Raw genomic sequence first — 20,367 nt, 5'->3', positions numbered from 1 at the left:
AAAAACCACCCGAAGGTGGCCTGAAAAAAAAAGTTGTTATTTACTGCTGATCTTCGACATAAATTCCGGCTGAAATAATCGCCCCGCCTATTCGCCGGCGACCATAAAGGAGCGGTACAGGATAACCCTGCGCCGCTGTGTTGGTTACTCCGCCGAATGCATATGAAGCTCTATTTTCTGCGCTTTGTTTGCTGGCAAGGCCTGTCGCTTGCGGCGAAAGCATTTGAACTATCCCGCCTAACACCATTGCTGCACCGGCTTGATAAAGAAAAGGAGAAGCGGCCGCCGCCGGGGTAAAGGTAAGAGCAAAACCTACTGCAACCAAAACCGTTCCGAGAACAGTTTGCAATACTCCAGCTCTTTTGCTACCAATGATAACTGGTACTATTCTAATAACCTCACCATTCGCTGGATATTCAAGATCATCTTTCCCAATATTTTTCTTCCCCTTAAAAACGGCATATGTAATACCCCGTCTCTCACTTGAGATCATGAACTGTTGAAATCCCTTTAATGTTGCAGCTAATGCCCTTGGAGCCTCAAGCGTCTTGTTAATTAATCTATGATGTGACTTTCCAAATATTTTCCCTAACTCACCACCGAGTATAATCTCAGCCATTTGTTCTTTCATACAAGCACCAAATAAGAAGCCACCATGACGGTGGCTTTGAATTAATTAATTGTGGATGGCAATATATCCACATTAGCACTTTGGTCTATAAAAATTCGTAGATAAATTGGTTTGCCATCCTTAACCGTAAACATTCTTTCTTTCCTTGGTGCTCCGCTACAGAGCCCTGACCCGATGAACCCAGCCCCAACTACTACTTCTCCTGGTTTGACATAAGCAACGAACTTCTCACCAGTATCAAGATTAGCTACTTGCCCACCATCTATATAGGCGGTGATAGCACAAGCGCTAGCGACCATCCCTTTATCACGCACAACAGTTACAGGAACAGTCCCCTCTCGTTCTTGGAATTTGAGAATAACTGGTACTTCTTTTGCGGTAGTTGGTGAAACTGGAGTTGTTGAGCATCCCATGAGACCAAAACAAATGATCCCAGCAATTAGTTTTTTCATGTCCTTATTTCCTCTGCTATTTTCCCAAAGGTTAGCACAGAGATTTATACCGTAAAATCTTCATCGTCCGTTCCTGCCAGTAGCCACCATACGGCACGCGTTGGCTAAGGTGCCCGTACAGATGGTGCAGCAGCATGTTGCCTTCCAGCAAAATCCCGGCATGGTTCCATTTATCGGCCTGGACCTGCATGATCACCATATCGCCAGGTTTCGGTGGGCCGTCGAATTCACGGAATCCACACTCGTACCAGCAATCCTGATAGAAGTTGTCCGGATAGTCGTTTTCCCACCATGGGTAATCAACCCGGTAATCGTGCAGCTCGATACCATGCATTTGCCGGAAGTAGCTCATCACCAGCCCCCAGCAATCGAAATGCCCGAGCACAAATGGCCGTTCCAGTAGTGGCAACTCCCCGCGCGGCTGAATGGTGCGGATATCCCCTTCCGGCCAGCTGGCAATATGCCAGGGCAGCAGGGTCGCGTCGCACTGAGCCTTGTCCAGCTCGCTCGGCTGTGTCGTGGCGTCAGGGTGGCTGTGAACGATGGCGATCACCGTTCCCCAGTCCTCGGCAGCGGCGTAATCCTCCGGCGACAGATGAAAATGCTCGGTCGGTTCTGAGGCCAGATTGCGGCACGGAATATACCGCTGAATCCGGCTTTTCTGCACCACCACGCCGCAGCACTCGCGCGGGTACTCAGCGGCGGCGTGTGCCATGATGGCGTCGATTATTTTCTGACGCATATCAGCTCCTGATCAGTGAAGTCCCCGGAAAACCGCCAAACGGAAGCTCGTTGCCATCGCCGAACCGGATTTTGCACGCCGTCAGCGTACCAGAGCATTCATCCAGTGAGGGATCATCAACCGGGTTGTTGTGCTTATCGAAATAGCGCGCGCCGGCGTAATCGCAGCCGTCGCCGGAGCGATACTTATTGCGGATGCACCAGGTGCAAAGCGAATGAAGCTGCCGGGTTGGGATCATCAGCCCCTGAAGATCCATGGGACTGGAGAGTTTAAACGCCACGACCTCATTGGTTTCACTGTCCTTGGCGTCAATATAAAACACCTTCAGTTTTTCCTGCTGCGGATCCGCCGCCGGGTTTCCCTCCGGGTAATTTGCTGCATCAAGATACTGCGCCAGCGTATCGTGAATAGTGACTTTCGCCTGCAGTAAATCGTCATACGCAAGACACAGCGCGGTGATGGAGCTATCCAGGTTCGCGACCGACAATGTTGGCTGAGCGCTCGTACCATCGGTAGCCGTTTCTATCCCTTCTATCTCACAGGGCCAGGGTTTATATTCCTGCCCCTGCCACCAGATAGATTTTGCAGGTAGCTTGTCCTCATCCCCGCCGGCGGCGGTGATTTCATCCGGCGTATGCGCAATATTATGCGAATGGAAGCGTAGAACGTCGGCAACACCAAAAGCGGTGCCGTCGACATCAAAAAGCCGGATGACATTACCCGGCTCGAGTTTCTGATAATCACTGTTTAAGCTCATGGTGCAAACGCCTGTTCAAACGTGGCCGATACGGTTTCCACCGTTTTGCTTTTGGTAACGCGCTGCAGGCTGTCAGCCTCTACCCGCCAGAGGGTGAGCTCACCGCCAGGCGGAGTGAACGAAAAGGACTTCGTTTTGTGGCGCCGCAGGAAAGTATGGATATCCCTGACAGTTTGCGGATCGCCACTAAAAGAAAATTCATAGCTAAGCGTTTCATCGTTCAGACCGGCACCAGATACCTGTTTATATCCATCACCGAACTGCGCCGTACGCACCGTATCTTTACTTTTGAGTGTTGGCTGGCTGGATGCCTTGATGCGCCAGCCAAAATGTTCAATCGCCATCGGTTACCTCTGTTTATTGGCATTCCAGATCATACCGCCTGGTTGTATTGCCTTCGCGATACCCGCCCGAACAGAACTGTCGATCACCTGCTGATAGGCTTTGCCCAGTGCGTCACCGCTCCCCTTCTGCTGACCGGAATCACTCTGTCCCGTTGTCACGGAAACAGGTGCATATACGCTGACGCCGAACGGAGAAGCGATCCCACCACCGCTTCCCCCTACCAGGCCTCCAGTCGCATAACCGCGCATCATGCGATAAAGATTGCCAACACCGATCCGGTTGGTAGCCTCCTGGGTGAAGACAAACTCCCCACGGTGAACAACGCCAGCAGGCTCATACTTGCCGCCGGATCCGGTATAGCCGCCCCCCGCAAACCCCAGTGCCGATGTCGCCGAATTAACCAGGCCTACCATGGCCTGTTTCATCAGGATTTGCGTCAGCATTGACAGCGTGGAACGGGTAAAGTCTGCCCAGTTCGCCTTTCCTGTTGTCAGCATGTCAGCCATGTTCTGGCTGATACCGTCGAACGTAGCGGAAGCGGCAGACTTCATTGAACCATAGGCATCAGCCGCCGAATCAGCGTAATCCGCCCATGCTGATTTCGCCCCGGCTTTCCAGTCGTCGCGCAGTTCATCCTGTGCAGCGTAGTACTCCCTGAGCGCTGTCAGCTCATTCTGATAGCCTTGATCTGTATCCGTTCCACCAGCATTCATCCAGCCCTGCCGCAGCTGTGCCTCTTCATTTTGCCGCTGCGCACCGCGGCTGCTCATGCTGCCGCCTGCCACCAGCGCCCTGGTTTTCTCACCAATCTGGGTAACGTATTTCTGCGAGCTATCCTGCAGGCGGTTCAACCGTTTCTGGGCAACAATCTGATCGCCAAGCCGGGCATTCACCTCCGCTCGCGCCAGTACCTCACTTTTATTCGCCAGCACCGATTTTTCATCAGTGGTCAGTGCGCGCTTTTTGGCTGCCTCTTCCAGCACCGAAAAGCGGGATTGCTGTTTCCACAGTTCCTGCCGCTGCTGGCTGATGGTATCAGTAATGCTCTTATGCTCCTGAAGCGTGCGTAATTGCGCTTCAAGTTCCAGGGTCTGCGCGCTGGCTGTATCGACACTTTTCACACCTGCCGGCGTTTTCACTGCTGACGGCTTTTTAGGCTTCTTCAGTGAGTCGTCGTATTCCTTTTTGGCGGCTTCAAGGTTGATGTTGTAGTCCGCCTGGAGGATCCGCCCTTCCTTCAGCGCCTTGTTCAGCTCATTCTGGCGCGCGGTGTATTTCTCCAGTGCGCTTTGTGTCTTCGCATAATTTGACTGAGCCTGCGCGGCATATTTCTGGCGATCAGATTCAACCACTGCCTCGCGCGCGGCATTGTCCTCGGTCGCTTTCGCGACACTGGCCTGCTGCTGCGCCATCTCCAGCGCCAGCCGCGCCGACTCGCGATCGTTCCAGTAGCTGGCGCGCGCATCGTCATTCACATAACGGTCGCCTTTGCGGAGATTCCAGACCTCATCCGCCCGCTTAAATGCAGCTTCGGCTTTGGCAACTATCTCCTGGGCGGTGTCAGGACGCCCGATATCCAGCGCCGCATCCCACATCGATTTAAATGCGCGCTTAAGGCTGTCGGCAGCAGATTCGATCGAGCCCATATTGTCGCGGAGACTTTTGGTCTGCTCGCGGAAACCATTCGTTGCCGCATCGTTAGCCGCCTGCAGCGCTCCGGCCTCATCCCCCGAGCGTTGTAACTGCGCCACATAGGCAATCTGCTCTGCCGTGACATTATGGAACTGCTGCGCCATGGCGATCAGGCCGGAGGTGGGGTCATTTGTCAGTTTGCCGAACGCCGCAGCCACCTTATCAATCGGCACACCTGACGCCTCGGTGAACTTCGCCACAGCCTGACTCATATCGTCAAACCTGGCCCCGGCACGCACCCCTGCGTTTACCAGCTCGGTCAGCGCGCTGCTGGTCTGGTTGAACGTCAGCCCAGCCTGCTCGCCGGATTTCGCCAGCACCAGCATACGGTTGGAGGTCAGTCCGGCAGTATTTCCGGACAAGACCAGCGTTTTATTGAAATCGGAGAGTGTGGCCGAGCCCTGATACCAGGCATAAACGACCGCGCCGGTAGCCGTTGCCAGCGCTCCGATACCGACCATCACAGGTGATATTGAGCCCAGCAGCGCGCGGAATGTCGGAATGATGCCGCCGAAGGAATCTTTCACCTGTCCGCCCTGCTGCAGCAGAATAAGCCAGGGACTTTGCCCGCCCGCCAGCTGAGTCGCAATATCCGTAAACTGTGCCGGCAGCATGCGCATCGCGGCGTTGTACTGCCCGACGGAGATACCGGCCTTTTTCGCCGCGCTCTCCTGGCGGGTATAGGACTGCTGCACCTTCAGCGCGGAGTCATTTGCCGCATCGCCGGTCTGCTTAAACTGCCGTTTAACGTATTCCATCTGTTCGTTGAACTTCGACGAGTTAACGTCAAGGTTAACGACCAGGTCACCCACTGCCGTCTGGGCCATAGCGAACGCCTCCTGAAATGCCCTCGGCCTTTGCCATCAGCACATCATCACCGGGTTCATCGTCGGTAATATCCTCCGCTGAAGGTGAAAGCAGGCTGAAGCTGGCAGGGGTTGATGTGGTTTTGGGGTCAAGTGCGGTGATGACGATATGCATCAGCGAGGAAAAATGCGCATCCATCTGCACATCATTAAAAAAGTTGTCCTGGTAGAACGTTCGCCAGTCGGCGTATTCCGTTGACGACATACCAGCAAGCATGGCGCGCCAGTCCGGCCGGCGAAATTCACGCGCCAGTTTCAGGACGAAAGTCAGCTCACTGGCGAGGGCTTTTCCAGACTGACCGGCTCGGTTACCGCATCATCCTGTGGCGCACTGGATTCCGGTGGCGGCACCATTCCGGACAGCAATTTTACGCTGTACTCCGCTTCGGCAATAAACTCCAGCGGCCAGGTCATCAGCACATCCTTCTGGATCTGCTCAACATCTTCTTTCGGCGTGTTGTGCGTTCCTTTCAGGGGATGCGCATGCCATAACGACATGGCCACCAGCAGCGCGCCGGATGTAATCGTCATGTTCAGCGCGGCCTGCATGTCCGCATCGGCAACAGCTTCCAGTGCTTTCAGGTGTTCAAGATGCTCAATACGCTGCAGCGCCGACAGTTCATAGAGCGTGACGGTCACACCGTTGCGCTCGAACGGTTCTGTTTTTAAAAACATGGGTTACTCCAGGAGGGGGGGCCGAAGCCCCGGTTATCAGGAAACGGTGACGCTGCAGGTCGCAACAAACAGACCGTCGTTGGTCATCACAATAATGTCAGCCGAACCGGCTGCAATGCCGGTCACCGTCAGCACCGTATCGGCCACAGACACCGTTACGATCCCGGCATCCGTGGTGGTGGCACGGAACGATTTATCGCTGGCGCTGGCTGGCGCCACCGTGACATTCAGCGTGGTGGTCGCAGCCACGGCAACGGTAGCGGTCGATTTATCCAGGGTTACGCCGGTGACGTCAATTACCGCCGCGGCGCTTTCTTCAGCCAGCCCCGGCTTACCGTTGTTGCTGATTTTGACCGAGCGGGTGATGGTGTCTTTTGCCGTGACCGTTTTACCGAGGCTGCTTACCCAGCCACGGAACACATCGACGGCGCCATTCGGGTATTTGATTTTGTATGCCAGTACGGTACCGTCGTCGAACCAGCGCACCAGATCCTGCTGACCGCTTTCCGCCGGTTTCCAGGCCAGCGTAAAACTGGCCTCACCCGCCGATTTCTGGCCCTGTGCGGTCGCCGTCCAGTCTGCATCATCATCATCCAGATAGGTATCGTCGTTTGATTCGGCGGTCAGTTCGCCCGGCTGTAGGTCTTTAATCTTCGCCAGGCGCGTCCAGTCGGTATCCGATACCGGGTTGGCAAACGGGTTACCCGTTCCTGAATAAATCCAGAGCGTGGTGGTGGCGCCCTTTACCGGCGCCAGTGGGTTTGGTGTAGTCATTACGTCCTCACATTTCGTAAGTAATGGAATATTTCAAATCAGCCGAACTCCACAGCCCAAGATCGTCATCGCGCTGGTAGTCATAACCCTGCTGCACAATGTTGGTGATAAGCCCGGCGAGCCCTGGCACATCGCTCAGCACCGGATAAATTCGGGACTCCATCCAGTTATCGAGATCTGAATCCGGCATCTGCGCCGGTAAAAAGATTTCGACATGCAGCGTAGCCTGCCAGGTATCCGCATCGAGCTCTTCACCGGTATATTCGGCATCCGTCAGATAGATAGCGAGAGCCGGAAAGTCGCCCTCCTCGAGTACTGCCGGACGCCCGTCAAAGTAGAGAGCCTCCTCACCAATGCTGCTCTCCAGCGCATGGATGATTGCCCTTCGGATATCACTGTGTTTCATTGTTTCAGAATCAGCCTGAGTTGGTTTTTAAGGGATGCCCGCAGTTCTTTGGGCATATCCGATTCAATGAGCTTTGGCAGCTCATCTTTAAATGCGGTCGTCAGGGGGGCAGCCAGTGGAATGCTGACCACCTCTATCGGGTAGCGGGGTTTGGATGTCCGCCGCATAACGTGCCAGCGACCATTCTTCAGTTGCTGAATAAAGCCACCCGGGAAACGAAAAGGGCCAATTCGCAATACGCTATTGGCCCCTTTTTTATCCCGTTTTCGGCGTGATAATCGCACGCTGGCGGTTCCCAGTTTTATCGCCGGCAGATTGCCCCGGTTAACCCGGATGAGCGCTCTTGGCTTTTTCGTCGTGGCACGCTTTATCCTGGCGCGTTGCTTCACCAGTTTTCGGGGAACCCGGGTTTCTTTCGACACCACCGCAACGCTTCGGCTAACCGCCCGGGTGGCCACACGGTTGACCGCCTGCGCCGAAGCGCGAGGAACCGCCGTGGTGCTGATGCTGTTCAGGTTCGCCATAGCCTGTTCAAGCCCTTTTATCGACATCATGTCTCCTTAACGGCGACGGGTTGATGCGGGAGGAGAACCCGTCCCTAACCAGATAAGACAGGAGCCGCAATCATCCGGGCCAATACGTTCAACCCAGAACGACTTGCCGTTAATATCCAGCGTGTCCAGCCGCGCCAACTGCTCAATCACTGCTGATTTCACAAACAGCGACGGGCTGGTCCCCTCGACACGGACACCGGGTGTGGCGTAACCGATATTTTCCGGATCATCGAAAACGCCACTCAACGTGACGCCAGAAATCGCGCCAGACGTTACCGTTGCCGAAGTCCCCATAACCTGCCGAATAGTGTCATCGGCCTGTGTGATTGCAGCATCAAAAAGGTTATCGAAATCAGCCACACAGCCCCCTGTCAGTGTTGGCGGACCAGTCCGAGCGCAACCAGGCTGTCCGCATCCGTTTCTGTCACGCGGATCACCGTTCCCGCCTCCACAATAGAGACCGGTTCATCGCGGGTCGCGTGCAGCGCCTCAATGTGCAGCGTGGCCAGCGTTTCGACGGCCACCAGCGCGTCATCAGTACTGCTGGTTAACACAGTATTCGCTGGCGCCACAGGTTCTACGGTGCCGGGTGATGTCGCTCCGTCACTCACGCCACCATTTTCAACGCCATCGGTATCCGTGCCGCCATCCAGTTCTTCCTCCAGCTCCGCAATGCGCATTGAGAGCTCCTGAATGGTGCCGCCGGTATTCACTTCCCGGCCGAGCTGCACGCCAAGCTCATTAAGGCGGGCGATCAACTTTTCTTTTTCTGTCATGAGAACAGCTCCGAAACAGGGCCCCGAAGGGCCACAGAATGAAATCAGGCGAGTTTGACTGACACAAACGCATCCGGATCGGCCAGCAGCATCAGCGGTGCGGACTGGATCATGGTGAACTCACGCGCCGGGTCACCGGTCTGCACCCAGTTTTTCGGGTAACGCGCGGAGGCATTAATACCTTCACGCTGGGCATCCACATCCTGAATGCAGCCGTAAGTGCGCAGCCCGCGCGCCTGGGTATTACCCAGCACCATGCTCAAATCCGGCAGGTAGTTCTTTTTAGTGTCGTCTTCAATGTACTGCCCGGAGTAGACGACAATGGCCACATCGCCATACATCCCCTTATAGGAGACGGCTTCGCCCAGATCCTTCAGCGCCGTTTCCAGTTCAGAGTTAGAGCCACGACGGGTGTCGAGCTTCTCTTTTACCGCCTTGAACGAACGGAACAATGCCCAGCCTTTCGGATCAAAGACGATGATATTGACCACACCGCTGGCGTTCAGCGCGTAGGCTTCGATATCGTCTGTCGGGTCATAGGTTTCTTTGTCGCGACCGCTCCAGGCCGCGGCGCCAGCCTGAATGATGTTGTTTCCGGTACTGCGCCCCATATCCACCTCAACCGGTTCAAACGCTTCGCCGGTCATGGTGTATTTACCGTTAAGGACGGCAGCAACGGCCTGCTTCTCCTCCACCTGGGCAATTGCCAGTTCTTCATCCTTCATGTTCTGCAGGATAATGCGACGGCGACGGTAAGCCGGGTCAGCCAGGTTTTGCGGATCTTCATCTGGCAGGCGACGCAGCGTCATCTGCGGGTTTACTTCATGCTTCGGCTTGACGTAACCCGGCGTAAACTCAGACGTTGCACCGCCGCGGGAACGGATGACCTTGCCGGAAACAACAGGTGAAACGTACAGCGCCATGTTGACCATGCCCGGGATCTGCGACAGATAAACCTTCTCAGTGCTGAAGGGGTAGCTTTCACGGAAGAAGATGCGCAGGAAAAGCGGGTCAAACTTGAATTTCTTCTCATTGACCGCCAGAAGTTGGGCTGTAGTGTAAATTGACATAGATTTTTCCCGTAAAAAAAGCCGCGATGGCGGCTTCTATGGATGATGGTTGCAGTTCAGAAAGGTGTCAGACGATGCTGATAGCTGTGCCCGTAAATGCATTGCGCTTGATGTGTTCATCCGTCACCGCATCCGGCCAGAGCACATCTTCAATGCGGAATGAGCCGGACTTATAGAACGCCAGTTCGGCGGTGCTCTGGTCGGCAGAAACGGCCAGCACGCCACAGGCCGCGCCCGCATGCTGACCATCCCAGACCGTCAGTTTGCCGGAGGTGGCATCCAGCATCAGTGGCGTCATCGCCGGTGTTGCCGCCGTCAGTTCGCCAGGGGCATAACCGGTATGCGCCGGATCACTGTTCCCGAGGGGCTGGATGTGTGTAAATTGTTCTGTGTTAGACATGTTGACCTCTTAAACAGGCGTATTTAACAAATCGTCACCAGCATCAGCAGATGAACTCCCTGCCGCTACGGTGCCAGGTGCGGTTTCCATCAGACGATCCAGCGCGGTATCCGTGCGGGCCTGAGCACTCTGAGGCGCGGCGGCAAGAATGCGCTGCGCACTCTCCACCGTCATACCTGGCATTTCAGCCAGTGCGCGTGCCTGTGATTCGCGCCCTTTTGCCTCTTCACAGTTCAGGATCCCCATAATGCGGCCGTTTTCAGCAGCGACCGCCGTCGCGACCTGGCTGCTCACATCAACAGATGCGGTAGTTGCAGGGTCAATGACCACAGCGGGTGCGTCAGCGGTGGCCACGGGCTGGTTAGCAGCAATGGTTGCTGCTGGTTGAGTGGTATCTGCGGATGCAGTAGTACCTTTCATGCTTCCTCCTCGGGAAATCATCGTTCGTTTATTAATTGCATCGCGCATAACGTTCAGCGCATCCATGTTGTTGACCAGCTGCTCCGCCAGGCCGTTGTCTACTGATTCCTGGCCTGAAAATACAGCCGCTTCAGTGTCCAGAACGGCCTGGACCGACATGCCGGTATAACCCGCCACCTTTTCAGCGAACATCTGCCGGGTAGCATCAATTCGCGCCTGAAAATCTGCGCGTACTTCTTTGGGTAATTTCTCGTAGGGGTTCCCGTCTACCTTGTGATCGCCGCTGTAAATCAGCGTGACCTCGACACCGCTGGTTTTCAGGGCTGCACCGTAATTGCTATGGGCCATCATGACCCCAATGGATCCCGTTCTGGCTGTCTGTGTCACAAGCCGGCGCGAGGCAGCACTGGCAATCAGCTGGCCTGCGCTGCAGTTCATATCGTTGGCCAGCGCCCAGATGGGTTTGATATCGCGCATACGGGCAATAATGTCCGCACAGTCAAAAGCCCCCGCCACCATTCCGCCAGGGGTGTCCATATCCAGAAGGATGCCGTCAACACCCGGATCACTGATGGCCTGCTGAAGACGGGCGATAATGCCGTTGTAACCCGTCATCCCCGAATATGGCTGGAGAGCACGGGTTTTACTGACCAGAGTCCCGGATACCGGCAGCACTGCGATCCCGTTAGTGACCTGGTAGCTTCGTGCCGGTTTTGGCCCCATGTCCTCATCATCGCCAAAGAGCGCCAGCGGTTCAGCCATCTGCTCTGCGCCAAGGGTCACGCCAGACACGGTGTCGGTCAGGCGGGTAATACCCAACTGGCCAGCAAGCGCGCAAAAGAAAACCCGCGCATAGGCGGGTTCAAGTAATAGCGGCTCATTGAAAGCCATACTGGCGATATGCGGGAGATTACGCAGCTCGGGCGTCATCGTTCTCCTCCTCATTTGATTTCTTCAGTCCAGACTCAAAGGCAGAAGCCGCCCATGCTGGAGGTTTAAGACCCGCAGCGCGACGCTCCATCGTTTCACGTACCTGCTGGGCAAAGATTTCCTGATAATCCTCACCGCGTTTGGCGCACTCCTTCTCATAGGTGCTCAACCCCGCTTCAATGAGCATGACGGCCTCCTGCACCTCCTTAAGTCCATCAATCGCCATTCGCCCGGAGCCGATCCAGTCAGCATTGCCCCAGGCGCTTCTCGCCTCCTGAAAACTGAATCGGGCTTTAGGCGGTAATGTCACCACCCTGCGGACAATAGCCTCTTCCAGCCAGCATAAAAACATCTGACAGGCCTGTCGGGAGGCGACAAATTTGCGGCGGCCCATAAAGTACGCCCAGGACTCGTTAGCACTGGCGCGAGCCGTGGAGTAGCTCATCTGCGAATAGTTTCGCGAGAGTTGCTCATAAGACACACCAAGACCTGCCGCAATATAGCGCAGCAGCGATTGCTCAAAGGTCGAATAGCCGTTATCCGTATCCTGTGCTGACTGAAGATTCAGGGAGTCACCCGGCATCAGATGAGGAACCTTCGCGCCACCAAGGCGGACCGGCGCAGCGGTGTAATACGAGGCCATTTCACCCAGCCATCCCGTCATCTTGCTTTGCTGGTCTTTGCTGTCAGAGCCGAGAATAAAGTCCATCGCGGTTTGCGTATCCAGCTCACTTTCTATCGTGGCCGCATACATCGCCTTAACGATAGCGCTCTGGAGCTGGGTATTTTGCAGCGTATCGAGCATTTTCATTTGCTCCATGACGCTGTAAAACACGTTAGCGCCACGCGTCTGCCCATCCTCCAGCGGTTCAAATACATGGATAAAGGACGGTCGCCCACCAGGCAGCTCGCGCGGGATGTATGTCCACTTCTGCGCCATCCAGCCTGGATAGCCATCGTCGCTGACGTAATACCCCAGCGCAGCGCCACTGTCGTTTATTCTGACACCCGCCCGACAATTTCGCGTGTCGCCGGCATTATTGGGGTTGCTGATGCGTTTCGGGCTCACCATCTTAAACTGGGTGCGGAATAGACGCGTGGAATCACTATCCCAGGTAGCTTGTGCACATAACTCACCATTAAATGCATGCATGGAGACACCCTCACGGATCATCATAGTGAATGTCCGCTTACGTTCAGCATCAATGCAGCAACAATCATCCTCAGCAAACTCTTTCCACGCGGCCTCAACTTCACGAGAGAATGCCCGCGCCTCTTCCTCCCCAATGCCCAGAAAACGCCAACTGGGCCGATAACTGAGTCGGAAGAACGAGCCCACAATATGGTCCTGATGCAGCTGCACAGCGTTTGCCGCATAGCCATTGTTCCGAACCAGATCGTCTGCGCGCGCATTACCGCGGGTAAGGTTAGGCAATAACGCAGCATCCGCGCTTTCACTCGGTGGGTTCCAGGCGCGTAACTGGCCGCCAAAGCCACCAGCACCGCCGTGATATCCGGCGTAGTCCCGCAATGCGGTTTTACCGTCCGGCCCTAACAAAGCAGGTGTTTTCATGCGTAAAATCCTGCCGGTCCCCGGCGTCGTGGAGTGGTGCCAACCTGTGACTCAAGTTCGGCAATGTATTTTTTCAGGTCAGTGACTGAGGTCGCGGTGAACTCAACCCGCCGGCCGTCTTTTTGCACCGTTGCCACCCGCTTTCCCATCATGAGGTCATGCAACGCAGCGCGGGCGGCATCCAGATCAGTCTGTGTCGCCATTATTCGTCTCCAGATAATGCCCGAGCATAGTCCGCCAGGGTCTTGTTAGTGGTTCGCCCCGTCTCTTCCTCCAGCAGACTCGCCAAAAGAGAATCGAGGTTCAACTGCCATCGCGAAATGCTGATCCGAAGGGCCGCAAGCGCATAGACAAAGCAGTCCAGAGCCTCATTTCGTCGCTTTTTGCTGTCCCACATGATCTTCTTCTTACCGTCCACCCATTTTTCAACCTGCTCTTCTGCGGTAAGCTGCTGCGCTTCTGCCAGGTCGTAAACATCCGGGTTATTGGGGAAATGCACCGCACCGGCAAGAGGTTCATCACCTTCAGGCTGCAGAGTGAAACGGTTATAAATCTGCTCTTTCGCTGTGTCCGTGCCCACTTCCGTCAGGTAAACACCGTTCTTATTCCGTTTACGCGGCATGCTGGCGACAGGTTTTCCGTACACAGAAGCCCCCTTGATAGGGATCAGGCGAAACAGACCGTGCTTTTTCGAGCGGTTATACACAATAGTTGGATCGATACCGCCGATATCCCAGCAAATACGGGATATAGACATCTCTACGCCGTTTTTTCGGGTGTAGGTTTTATTAATCGCCTCATCCACCCTGGTGAGTGTCGCCTCATCATCATGACGCCCCATGATGATCTGCCGGTCAATAAGCCAGCTTTCTTCACCCGGTCCCCAACCCCAGACGCGCATTTCGTAGCGATCGAGCTGTGAATCTATTCCGGCAGTCAGGTAGGCCACCCGGTCCGGGACAGACGCCGAGAAATGCTCTTTCCTTTCCGCCATTACCTCTGCATCAGGACGTTCGCCGATCTTCGGCTCCCACGTTTCACCCAGCGTGGTATTCACGAAGGTTTTACGCTTCCCCGTGTCTCCTTTCGTCTTGAGCCAGTCTTTCACTATCTGCACCCAGGTGGTAAACGGGCTGTATGCCGTCCAGATATGGAATGTGACACTGTCAGGTGGGTCGATTTCGGTACCAGAGGATGCAAACCAGTTCAGGCCATCGCGCGTCCAGATCCCCGTTTCATCACAGATATAGCGGGCCTCTGAGAAATCGAGTTCCTGCTGTTTAATCACACAGGCATTACGCTCACAGAGATAAAACACGCTGGCCGGTTCGCCTGGCGTCCACTTAAATCCAAATGGCGTTTCCCTGTCGCCGAATTTCAGATATTGCTCCTCCCCGCAGTGCGGGCAGGCAACATGAAATCGCATGAAGTGCCCGGATTCACTGGCGGCCCGCTCAATCTGACAGGTTCCCTTTATCTTGGGTGTTGAACCTCGAATTGATTTCGGCCAGACAGAGCCTTCAATACGTTTATCACCGAGGAAAGTTGGCGACCCCTCTTTTTCGATATCTTCATCGAATGCCGCCAGTTCATCGTAGCCGGCAACATCTACAGATTTCTCACGGTAGTTTTTCGCCGCCTTTCCACCCAGGCACCAGAAACCACGACCATTGGAAAAACGCTTCATGCTGAGCGTATTATCGCGGTGCTTTTTACCGTACCAGGGGGCAAGCGACAAAAGCGAAGGGATATCGCGGATAGTGGGTTCTACGTGAGACTTCATAAAGTTCTCAGCATCACCATCGGTGGGCAGCCAGATCAGAGAATTACGCTGCTTGTGTTCAATGAAGTAGGCATACACACCGAGCAGCATTTTCGAGTAGCCAACGCGCGCTGATTTAACGACATTCACCTCACGGATATAGTCGTTCCCCATCGCATTCATGATCGCCCGCTGAAATGGCAGCGTAACCCAGCGCCCTTCCTGATATGCAGACTCTTTAGGGAGGTAATAGTGGTCATCAGCCCATTCAACCGCTGTTTGCGGTTCAGGCCGGTACAGCGAACGGAGTCCCGCTCGGGCAGAGTACCGCAGCCCCTTAACCTGACTGTTCGATATATTCACTCAGCAACTCCGGTATTATTTCATCCAGCGCAGCTGCCTTGTTCATGGCTTTAATGATGTCCTTCTTGAGGAAATCAATGTGTCGGTTTTCCAGTTCGGGGAAACGCCGCTGAACCGACAGAGGTATTCCATCGAGGATGCTGGCTATTTCTCCGGCCACCCGCGACAACACGAACGTGCAGAATGCGGTTTCCACCACCTCGGCGGTATCTTTAGCATTTTTCAATTCCTGAGTGTCAGCCTGAGCCCTGATGAGTCGGTGACGCTCGTAATCAATCGTGCCGGGCTGAAGATCCGATTCTGAAGCGAGCCGGAGATCTTCAACCTCTTTTCGCAATTTCTCATTTTCAATTGCGGCATCCCTGGCGGAGTACCATTCAATAACCGCCGCAGAATCGTAAAGCACCTCATTACCTTTACCGCCACCGCGGGCAACTGGCATCCCCTGATCCTGCCAGTTCTGAACGGTGCGAATACTGACGCCAAAAATCTCAGAGAGGCGTTTTTTGTTTACCTCCATGGCTCACTCCATGCGCAAAACAGAGAAAGGAAACGACATCGAGTAATTTGCCAGCTATCTGGCTCTGACGCTTCCTTTCTTTTCAGGGGGTGATTTCAACAAAAACATATAGTTAGACAGAAGAAGAACGGAAACGACTAAAGCCTGAAAATTTTCATAAATAGCGATAATCTGCGCGGACGCCGCCCCGTAGCGAACCGATATGCCGGAAAGGACCCGAAACCGATAATGATTATCACTTACACTGAAGATGAACGACTGCACAAATTCCAGAGCAGACCACCGGGCTGACACTCGTTGTGAATAGTCTTGCGGACAGATTCTTCAAAGACAGTCATTTCTTTTGCCTGCCTTTGCGCGGGTTCTAGGGTTTCCTAGCCTTCGCCTTTGTGGAATTTTCAACAATCTGACGAGGCCGTTATCTTAAAACGGCAGCCGCCTCCTTGGCGGCTGTTATCAAATTACTTTCAGTTCGCTACATAATGAATTAATTATGTTGCTTATGTTATTCTTATTACCTCCCCTAGTACTATACTCCCTGTATTCCTTATTAAATTCACGCCACAATTTTTTAATTATGTCATCAGAGAATAAGTGTCCGCACATAATCCATGCTTTCGAAGCCTCAGCAAATGCCACTTTGAGATTTTGCTTCAAATAATAAATCTCTGAAGGGTCCCCTAACCTATTAGCGAATTCTGGATATCGTATAATCCTTTCCCTTGCGATATTAACTTGAAAATACCAGTATGTCTCCGGCATTTGTTCTAGACAGTAACTAAGCTCAAGGATAGATCTTTTAAACTCCATTTTAATCTTTAGCCTTTCCTGCTCCTTCCAAGAATCCAAAGCAGAAAATGCAAGACCTAATGTAGCTAATGAAATAAATACAGCAGCGACTGATGCGGCCATGGTCCACCAAGCCCAATGAGCTGAGTCTTGTGCTGCAATCAAGGAAGCGTGTGCGATTTCTTCTGTTGTCATAATCACCTCATATCTTTTGAAGTAATTATATAGAACTCAATCGTTACCAGCACTTAGTGAATGCCTGCAGTAATCGAGATGTTAGAAACTCAACAGATCAGGTTGAGTAATCTGCATGATGTGCTCACTCTCAACTGCCAGAACTCGCTTCTCTTTCTTCCGTTCGTTCATCAGCCGACTTCCGATCGTCCCTTTCAGCTTTGATCTAGTTTCTTTGATGGCGTAGCGGTGCTGCATTTCTTCGCCCATTGCAATGCGACGACTTAGCTGCTCAGCCATCCAGTTGAACGCATTGATATAGCATTCTTTTACTGCGGCGGCAGTCTTGCCTGTAAACCCCATAACCAGCATCATGCAGCCATCGCGAGTTATGTTATACATCGGCTGAATATCGCCATTTTTATCAATGAAATCAATGGGCGCAAAATTGCGCCGGGTAAAATCTTCGGAGCATTTGAGATTTCTAATGGCTCGCAAAACATCTTTATGCCGCTTACCAAAATAGTCAGCCACCTTCAGGGAAGTGGTGATCACCTTGTTATCAATGGTGATCACCATATCTCGGAAGTCGAAGGCTGGAATAATTGACGGATTATTCATAACGTGTTCCTACTCTTTGAGATGAACCTTTGCCGCATAGGAGATCAGCCCGTCGAGGCTCGCCAGCACTAACTGACTCCTCAAAGGCTCATTCCAAAGGGTTTGGTTCGACGTGGTGATAATGCGCTGCGGTGCGCGGTGAAATGCGGATACAAAAAAACCCCGCACTATGGCGAGGCTTACTGCTGCTCTTTTTCAGAGCGGGATTTTAAGAGCGAATGCTAACGTGACAGCATGCCTTACTTATATTGCTCATTTGCTCAATAGTCAATACCCACTCGCTTAGTGGCCACGCTATTGCGAGACTGTAGGGTTATTGTTGGACTCTCTCACCGAGTCATAGATACGCTCACACGTCATTCCTGCCCGGTAGCTTTCGTCAGCTCGTCCAGCATAATATCGAGCTTCTTCTGCAAGACTTCCGAGCATGTCGGCGAGCATTGCGGCATCGGCTCCGGCTGTTTTGCTTCTGACGGTAGCGGCAAGATCTGCGGTGTGCTTTGCGGCGTCCAGGCGGGTAGCGAGCCTTCTTGCTTGCTGTTGCAGCTGGCTAACAGTGGTAGCCAGGCCAGCAGAAGTAACGGCAGCGCTCGCTGCTTTAGCTTGAGCATCTTTAACAGCCTCATCACGGGCGATAGCCCGCCCTTGTTCAATCATTCGGGCTGCCGTCAGCGCATTCGCCACCTTTGATGAATCAGCGCTATCCCGTTCGGCCCACTTTGTTTTCCAACTGTGATTGGACCACTGGCTGCCAGCGAGAAACGCACCAGCCAGAGAGACAATCACGATGATGCATACCGCGCCTGCTTTCACTGGTCTATCCCCCAGCACGTCAGCGCGCTTTCCTGGTCCCGCCGTTCCACCTGACCATAGCAGCCATTCTTCTGGCCTTTGGTCAGGCGGCAATCGCGGCCACCGTCTTTAATCCACCAGCGGATAGCTTCACAGGCGCCTTTCGTATCGCCAGCGTTCATGCGCTTATAGAACGTTGACGGGTAGCATTTGCCCGGCCCGATGTTGTAAGGGCAGAACGACGCAATACCGACCTTCTGCGGTTCAGTCAGCGGTACCTTGATATTGCGGTCAACCCATGCCAGCGCCTTGTTACGCTCAATGGCGTTAACCTTCTTACATTGCGCTTCGGTGGCGGTTTGGCCTTTCACAACTCGCTTACCGTCGATTACTGTGACGCCGTGGCATAGCGACCAGATGCCACCGGGATCGACAACAGCCACCAGCGCATTACCTTCTTTCTCACTCATGAACTCGTCAAACAATTCAGGAGCTGTTGCTCCGGCAGCGAGAAGCGCCAGCATGGCAGCGCTGAACTTTACTTTGTTCGACATCACTCACCCCGCGCGGCCTTTCGCCGATCCTCTTTGATTTTGAAATACAGGTTCGTCAGATACGTCAGCAGGCCAAACATCAGGCTTCCGAGCACTCCAATTGCGGCCCACTGTGATGGGGTTACTTTGTCCAGTAATTGAAGTACCCAGTATCCGGCGTTACCTGCTGACGCCCCATAGGCAATGCCCGTTGTCAGTTTGTCCATTCGATACATGCTCTCACCTCGCTGCGTGGCGGGTGCTGTGTGTGATGGAAGGGATCAGGCTCGCGGGCTCTTAGGTAAAGGGGGATGTAAGAAGTGATTCCCGGAGCCTGAATTCTTTGGTCACCACAGCATCCAGAGGCAGGGTGTCCGTTATGTTTTGTTGAGGTTTTCGATCTCGCTGACCGTTTGCATGAATCGCTCGGCCTCGAGTTCAACACCGATAGCCCGGCGCCCTAATTCCATTGCCGCTTTCACAGTGGAACCGGACCCCATAAAGAAATCGGCAACGATATCGCCCGGCCTGCTGCTGGCGCTGATGATTTGCTTCAGCATGTCGGCTGGCTTTTCGCATGGATGTTTGCCCGGATAAAACTGAACGGGCTTATGTGTCCATACGTCGGTATACGGAACGAACGCAGATACAGAGAAGCAACGCCGGAGGGCTTTATACTCTTCCAGCAATTCCGAATATTTGCGATTCAATGACTGGTAGGTAGCCACCAACTGGTGGTGAGGATGTTCCAGCTTTTGCTGCAGGTGTTTCTCGATGGCGATCCGGGTGAACAATTCCTGCAGTTTCCGGTAATCCACCTCGTTCGGCAGCTGCCACTGGCTTGCACCGAACCAGTGAGACGCCATATTTTTCTTACCTGTTGCCGCGGCTATCTCTTTCGAAGTCACACTCAATGACTCTCGGGCATTGCGGAAATAGTCGATAAGCGGCGTCATGATGTGCTGCTTTAGCTCTGTGCTTTTGCTCCCGTAAGCATCTTCTTTCCCTGTATACGGTCCCAGATAATGTTCAGCGAACAGGATCCGTTCCGTTGCGGGGAAATAAGCGCGCAGGCTTTCTTTATTGCATCCATTCCAGCGGCCTGATGGCTTGGCCCAGATGATATGGTTCAGGATGTTAAAGCGGGCGCGCATCATAACCTCAATATCTGAGGCCAGCCGGTGGCCGCAAAACAGATAAATGCTGCCGGCAGGTTTAAGGACTCGAGCGTACTCAGCCAGACAGCAATCAAGCCAGCGTAAGTAGTCCTCATCCCCTTTCCATTGATTGTCCCAGCCGTTCGGCTTCACCTTGAAGTACGGCGGATCGGTAACAATGAGGTCAATGGAGTTATCCGGAAGGGTGGCGATGTAATGCAGGCTATCAGCGTTGACCAACTCAACACTGTTTATTTTTACAGTATTTTTCATGGATCAGTAAGCTTAACTCTGATAGGCTCACTATGCTTTTGCGCTAAAGCAGTGGGCCTTGGTTAGCTTGTGACCTGAAAGCATGAGCTGATGGCTGGTCGGGTGCTACAACACCCACCAGCCGCCCATTTCACAGCAAATTGCCTTCGAAAGGAAAGCGCTCAATAAATATTTTCAGCAATTAAACACCAACAACTATTCCTGAAAAAGAGTACATATAGCCTATGAACTTAATTCAAACGCCTTAAACAAAGTGTTTAAAATTCAGGAGATTGGAGTTGTTATGTTGTTACATGAGAGTTGTTTTAAATCTTTAAGTG

26 protein-coding genes are annotated in these 20,367 nt (G+C 53.5%); all 26 read right to left on the bottom strand.

The window, feature by feature from the left end:
- Positions 1-40: 40 nt before the first annotated feature.
- The 26 genes from NNN71_RS13625 to NNN71_RS13500 all read right to left on the bottom strand — a co-directional run bounded on the left by NNN71_RS13625 (position 41) and on the right by NNN71_RS13500 (position 20,047).
- The gene (locus NNN71_RS13625) at positions 41-631 is read right to left on the bottom strand and encodes a tail assembly protein (protein WP_271458692.1); all 591 of its coding nucleotides are present in this window, start codon (positions 629-631) and stop codon (positions 41-43) included.
- Between the two features lie 41 nt (positions 632-672).
- The gene (locus NNN71_RS13620) at positions 673-1,083 is read right to left on the bottom strand and encodes a hypothetical protein (RefSeq protein WP_271458691.1); all 411 of its coding nucleotides are present in this window, start codon (positions 1,081-1,083) and stop codon (positions 673-675) included.
- A gap of 31 nt (positions 1,084-1,114) precedes the next feature.
- Positions 1,115-1,825 (bottom strand): C40 family peptidase, encoded by a 711-nt coding sequence (locus tag NNN71_RS13615; protein ID WP_271458690.1) that lies wholly within the window; start codon positions 1,823-1,825, stop codon positions 1,115-1,117.
- 1 nt (position 1,826) lies between these two features.
- A complete protein-coding gene (locus NNN71_RS13610; RefSeq protein ID WP_271458689.1) occupies positions 1,827-2,582 on the bottom strand; it encodes a phage minor tail protein L in 756 nt (251 codons plus the stop codon).
- On the bottom strand, positions 2,579-2,926 hold the full coding sequence (locus NNN71_RS13605; RefSeq protein WP_271458688.1) for a phage tail protein: 348 nt from the start codon (positions 2,924-2,926) through the stop codon (positions 2,579-2,581). The genes NNN71_RS13610 and NNN71_RS13605 overlap by 4 nt, the downstream gene beginning before the upstream one ends.
- Positions 2,927-2,929: 3 nt before the next feature.
- Positions 2,930-5,446, bottom strand: a complete 2,517-nt coding sequence (locus NNN71_RS13600; RefSeq protein ID WP_271458687.1) for a phage tail tape measure protein — start codon at positions 5,444-5,446, stop codon at positions 2,930-2,932.
- Positions 5,424-5,702: a phage tail assembly protein T gene (locus tag NNN71_RS13595; protein ID WP_061279028.1), complete on the bottom strand. Its 279-nt coding sequence runs from the start codon at positions 5,700-5,702 to the stop codon at positions 5,424-5,426. Before NNN71_RS13595 ends, NNN71_RS13600 begins: the two co-directional genes overlap by 23 nt.
- 50 nt (positions 5,703-5,752) lie before the next feature.
- Positions 5,753-6,160 (bottom strand): phage tail assembly chaperone G, encoded by a 408-nt coding sequence (gene gpG / locus NNN71_RS13590; protein WP_271458686.1) that lies wholly within the window; start codon positions 6,158-6,160, stop codon positions 5,753-5,755.
- A gap of 36 nt (positions 6,161-6,196) precedes the next feature.
- Positions 6,197-6,934: a phage tail tube protein gene (locus tag NNN71_RS13585; protein ID WP_271458685.1), complete on the bottom strand. Its 738-nt coding sequence runs from the start codon at positions 6,932-6,934 to the stop codon at positions 6,197-6,199.
- Positions 6,935-6,941: 7 nt separating this feature from the next.
- A complete protein-coding gene (locus tag NNN71_RS13580; protein WP_271458684.1) occupies positions 6,942-7,340 on the bottom strand; it encodes a phage minor tail U family protein in 399 nt (132 codons plus the stop codon).
- Positions 7,337-7,891, bottom strand: a complete 555-nt coding sequence (locus tag NNN71_RS13575; RefSeq protein WP_271458683.1) for a phage tail protein — start codon at positions 7,889-7,891, stop codon at positions 7,337-7,339. The genes NNN71_RS13580 and NNN71_RS13575 overlap by 4 nt, the downstream gene beginning before the upstream one ends.
- Before the next feature lie 9 nt (positions 7,892-7,900).
- Entirely contained in the window at positions 7,901-8,254 is a 354-nt protein-coding gene (locus NNN71_RS13570; RefSeq protein WP_271458682.1) for a head-tail joining protein, read from the bottom strand.
- 11 nt (positions 8,255-8,265) lie between these two features.
- On the bottom strand, positions 8,266-8,670 hold the full coding sequence (gpFI, locus tag NNN71_RS13565; protein WP_271458681.1) for a DNA-packaging protein FI: 405 nt from the start codon (positions 8,668-8,670) through the stop codon (positions 8,266-8,268).
- A 44-nt stretch (positions 8,671-8,714) separates the two neighbouring features.
- Positions 8,715-9,740, bottom strand: a complete 1,026-nt coding sequence (locus NNN71_RS13560) for a major capsid protein (RefSeq protein ID WP_061279043.1) — start codon at positions 9,738-9,740, stop codon at positions 8,715-8,717.
- A 67-nt stretch (positions 9,741-9,807) separates the two neighbouring features.
- Positions 9,808-10,140, bottom strand: a complete 333-nt coding sequence (locus NNN71_RS13555) for a head decoration protein (RefSeq protein WP_271458680.1) — start codon at positions 10,138-10,140, stop codon at positions 9,808-9,810.
- A 9-nt stretch (positions 10,141-10,149) separates the two neighbouring features.
- On the bottom strand, positions 10,150-11,490 hold the full coding sequence (locus NNN71_RS13550; protein WP_271458679.1) for a S49 family peptidase: 1,341 nt from the start codon (positions 11,488-11,490) through the stop codon (positions 10,150-10,152).
- Positions 11,471-13,063: a phage portal protein gene (locus NNN71_RS13545; RefSeq protein WP_271458678.1), complete on the bottom strand. Its 1,593-nt coding sequence runs from the start codon at positions 13,061-13,063 to the stop codon at positions 11,471-11,473. Before NNN71_RS13545 ends, NNN71_RS13550 begins: the two co-directional genes overlap by 20 nt.
- Positions 13,060-13,266, bottom strand: a complete 207-nt coding sequence (locus NNN71_RS13540; RefSeq protein WP_271458677.1) for a phage head-tail joining protein — start codon at positions 13,264-13,266, stop codon at positions 13,060-13,062. The genes NNN71_RS13545 and NNN71_RS13540 overlap by 4 nt, the downstream gene beginning before the upstream one ends.
- Complete coding sequence (locus tag NNN71_RS13535; protein ID WP_271458676.1) at positions 13,266-15,188, bottom strand: phage terminase large subunit family protein; 1,923 nt, start codon at positions 15,186-15,188, stop codon at positions 13,266-13,268. The genes NNN71_RS13540 and NNN71_RS13535 overlap by 1 nt, the downstream gene beginning before the upstream one ends.
- Positions 15,163-15,708 carry a terminase small subunit gene (locus tag NNN71_RS13530; RefSeq protein WP_271458675.1) on the bottom strand — a complete coding sequence of 182 codons (546 nt, stop codon included), beginning with the start codon at positions 15,706-15,708 and terminating at the stop codon, positions 15,163-15,165. Before NNN71_RS13530 ends, NNN71_RS13535 begins: the two co-directional genes overlap by 26 nt.
- A 456-nt stretch (positions 15,709-16,164) precedes the next feature.
- Positions 16,165-16,692, bottom strand: a complete 528-nt coding sequence (locus NNN71_RS13525) for a hypothetical protein (RefSeq protein WP_271458674.1) — start codon at positions 16,690-16,692, stop codon at positions 16,165-16,167.
- A gap of 81 nt (positions 16,693-16,773) precedes the next feature.
- Complete coding sequence (locus NNN71_RS13520; protein ID WP_271458673.1) at positions 16,774-17,292, bottom strand: Rha family transcriptional regulator; 519 nt, start codon at positions 17,290-17,292, stop codon at positions 16,774-16,776.
- A gap of 294 nt (positions 17,293-17,586) precedes the next feature.
- Positions 17,587-18,123 (bottom strand): DUF2514 domain-containing protein, encoded by a 537-nt coding sequence (locus tag NNN71_RS13515; RefSeq protein WP_271458672.1) that lies wholly within the window; start codon positions 18,121-18,123, stop codon positions 17,587-17,589.
- Entirely contained in the window at positions 18,102-18,638 is a 537-nt protein-coding gene (locus tag NNN71_RS13510; protein ID WP_271458671.1) for a lysozyme, read from the bottom strand. The genes NNN71_RS13515 and NNN71_RS13510 overlap by 22 nt, the downstream gene beginning before the upstream one ends.
- A complete protein-coding gene (locus tag NNN71_RS13505; protein ID WP_061281454.1) occupies positions 18,638-18,853 on the bottom strand; it encodes a class II holin family protein in 216 nt (71 codons plus the stop codon). The genes NNN71_RS13510 and NNN71_RS13505 overlap by 1 nt, the downstream gene beginning before the upstream one ends.
- Positions 18,854-18,994: 141 nt before the next feature.
- Positions 18,995-20,047, bottom strand: coding sequence for a DNA-methyltransferase (locus tag NNN71_RS13500; protein WP_271458670.1), 1,053 nt, complete (start codon positions 20,045-20,047; stop codon positions 18,995-18,997).
- Positions 20,048-20,367 lie beyond the last annotated feature (320 nt).

It is taken from the genome of Kluyvera sp. Awk 3 (genome assembly GCF_028069715.1).
Taxonomy (GTDB): Bacteria; Pseudomonadota; Gammaproteobacteria; order Enterobacterales; family Enterobacteriaceae; genus Kluyvera; species Kluyvera georgiana_A.
This window is presented reverse-complemented; position numbering and strand designations above follow the sequence as displayed.

What these genes read in the sequence shown, in the direction of transcription:
- NNN71_RS13625 (WP_271458692.1), bottom strand. Translation starts at nt 631, where the DNA reads ATGAAAGAACAAATGGCTGAGATTATACTCGGTGGTGAGTTAGGGAAA.
- NNN71_RS13620 (WP_271458691.1), bottom strand. Translation starts at nt 1,083, where the DNA reads ATGAAAAAACTAATTGCTGGGATCATTTGTTTTGGTCTCATGGGATGC.
- NNN71_RS13615 (WP_271458690.1), bottom strand. Translation starts at nt 1,825, where the DNA reads ATGCGTCAGAAAATAATCGACGCCATCATGGCACACGCCGCCGCTGAG.
- NNN71_RS13610 (WP_271458689.1), bottom strand. Translation starts at nt 2,582, where the DNA reads ATGAGCTTAAACAGTGATTATCAGAAACTCGAGCCGGGTAATGTCATC.
- NNN71_RS13605 (WP_271458688.1), bottom strand. Translation starts at nt 2,926, where the DNA reads ATGGCGATTGAACATTTTGGCTGGCGCATCAAGGCATCCAGCCAGCCA.
- NNN71_RS13600 (WP_271458687.1), bottom strand. Translation starts at nt 5,446, where the DNA reads ATGGCCCAGACGGCAGTGGGTGACCTGGTCGTTAACCTTGACGTTAAC.
- NNN71_RS13595 (WP_061279028.1), bottom strand. Translation starts at nt 5,702, where the DNA reads ATGCTTGCTGGTATGTCGTCAACGGAATACGCCGACTGGCGAACGTTC.
- gpG (WP_271458686.1), bottom strand. Translation starts at nt 6,160, where the DNA reads ATGTTTTTAAAAACAGAACCGTTCGAGCGCAACGGTGTGACCGTCACG.
- NNN71_RS13585 (WP_271458685.1), bottom strand. Translation starts at nt 6,934, where the DNA reads ATGACTACACCAAACCCACTGGCGCCGGTAAAGGGCGCCACCACCACG.
- NNN71_RS13580 (WP_271458684.1), bottom strand. Translation starts at nt 7,340, where the DNA reads ATGAAACACAGTGATATCCGAAGGGCAATCATCCATGCGCTGGAGAGC.
- NNN71_RS13575 (WP_271458683.1), bottom strand. Translation starts at nt 7,891, where the DNA reads ATGTCGATAAAAGGGCTTGAACAGGCTATGGCGAACCTGAACAGCATC.
- gpFI (WP_271458681.1), bottom strand. Translation starts at nt 8,670, where the DNA reads ATGACAGAAAAAGAAAAGTTGATCGCCCGCCTTAATGAGCTTGGCGTG.
- NNN71_RS13560 (WP_061279043.1), bottom strand. Translation starts at nt 9,740, where the DNA reads ATGTCAATTTACACTACAGCCCAACTTCTGGCGGTCAATGAGAAGAAA.
- NNN71_RS13555 (WP_271458680.1), bottom strand. Translation starts at nt 10,140, where the DNA reads ATGTCTAACACAGAACAATTTACACACATCCAGCCCCTCGGGAACAGT.
- NNN71_RS13550 (WP_271458679.1), bottom strand. Translation starts at nt 11,490, where the DNA reads ATGACGCCCGAGCTGCGTAATCTCCCGCATATCGCCAGTATGGCTTTC.
- NNN71_RS13545 (WP_271458678.1), bottom strand. Translation starts at nt 13,063, where the DNA reads ATGAAAACACCTGCTTTGTTAGGGCCGGACGGTAAAACCGCATTGCGG.
- NNN71_RS13540 (WP_271458677.1), bottom strand. Translation starts at nt 13,266, where the DNA reads ATGGCGACACAGACTGATCTGGATGCCGCCCGCGCTGCGTTGCATGAC.
- NNN71_RS13530 (WP_271458675.1), bottom strand. Translation starts at nt 15,708, where the DNA reads ATGGAGGTAAACAAAAAACGCCTCTCTGAGATTTTTGGCGTCAGTATT.
- NNN71_RS13525 (WP_271458674.1), bottom strand. Translation starts at nt 16,692, where the DNA reads ATGACAACAGAAGAAATCGCACACGCTTCCTTGATTGCAGCACAAGAC.
- NNN71_RS13520 (WP_271458673.1), bottom strand. Translation starts at nt 17,292, where the DNA reads ATGAATAATCCGTCAATTATTCCAGCCTTCGACTTCCGAGATATGGTG.
- NNN71_RS13510 (WP_271458671.1), bottom strand. Translation starts at nt 18,638, where the DNA reads ATGTCGAACAAAGTAAAGTTCAGCGCTGCCATGCTGGCGCTTCTCGCT.
- NNN71_RS13505 (WP_061281454.1), bottom strand. Translation starts at nt 18,853, where the DNA reads ATGTATCGAATGGACAAACTGACAACGGGCATTGCCTATGGGGCGTCA.
- NNN71_RS13500 (WP_271458670.1), bottom strand. Translation starts at nt 20,047, where the DNA reads ATGAAAAATACTGTAAAAATAAACAGTGTTGAGTTGGTCAACGCTGAT.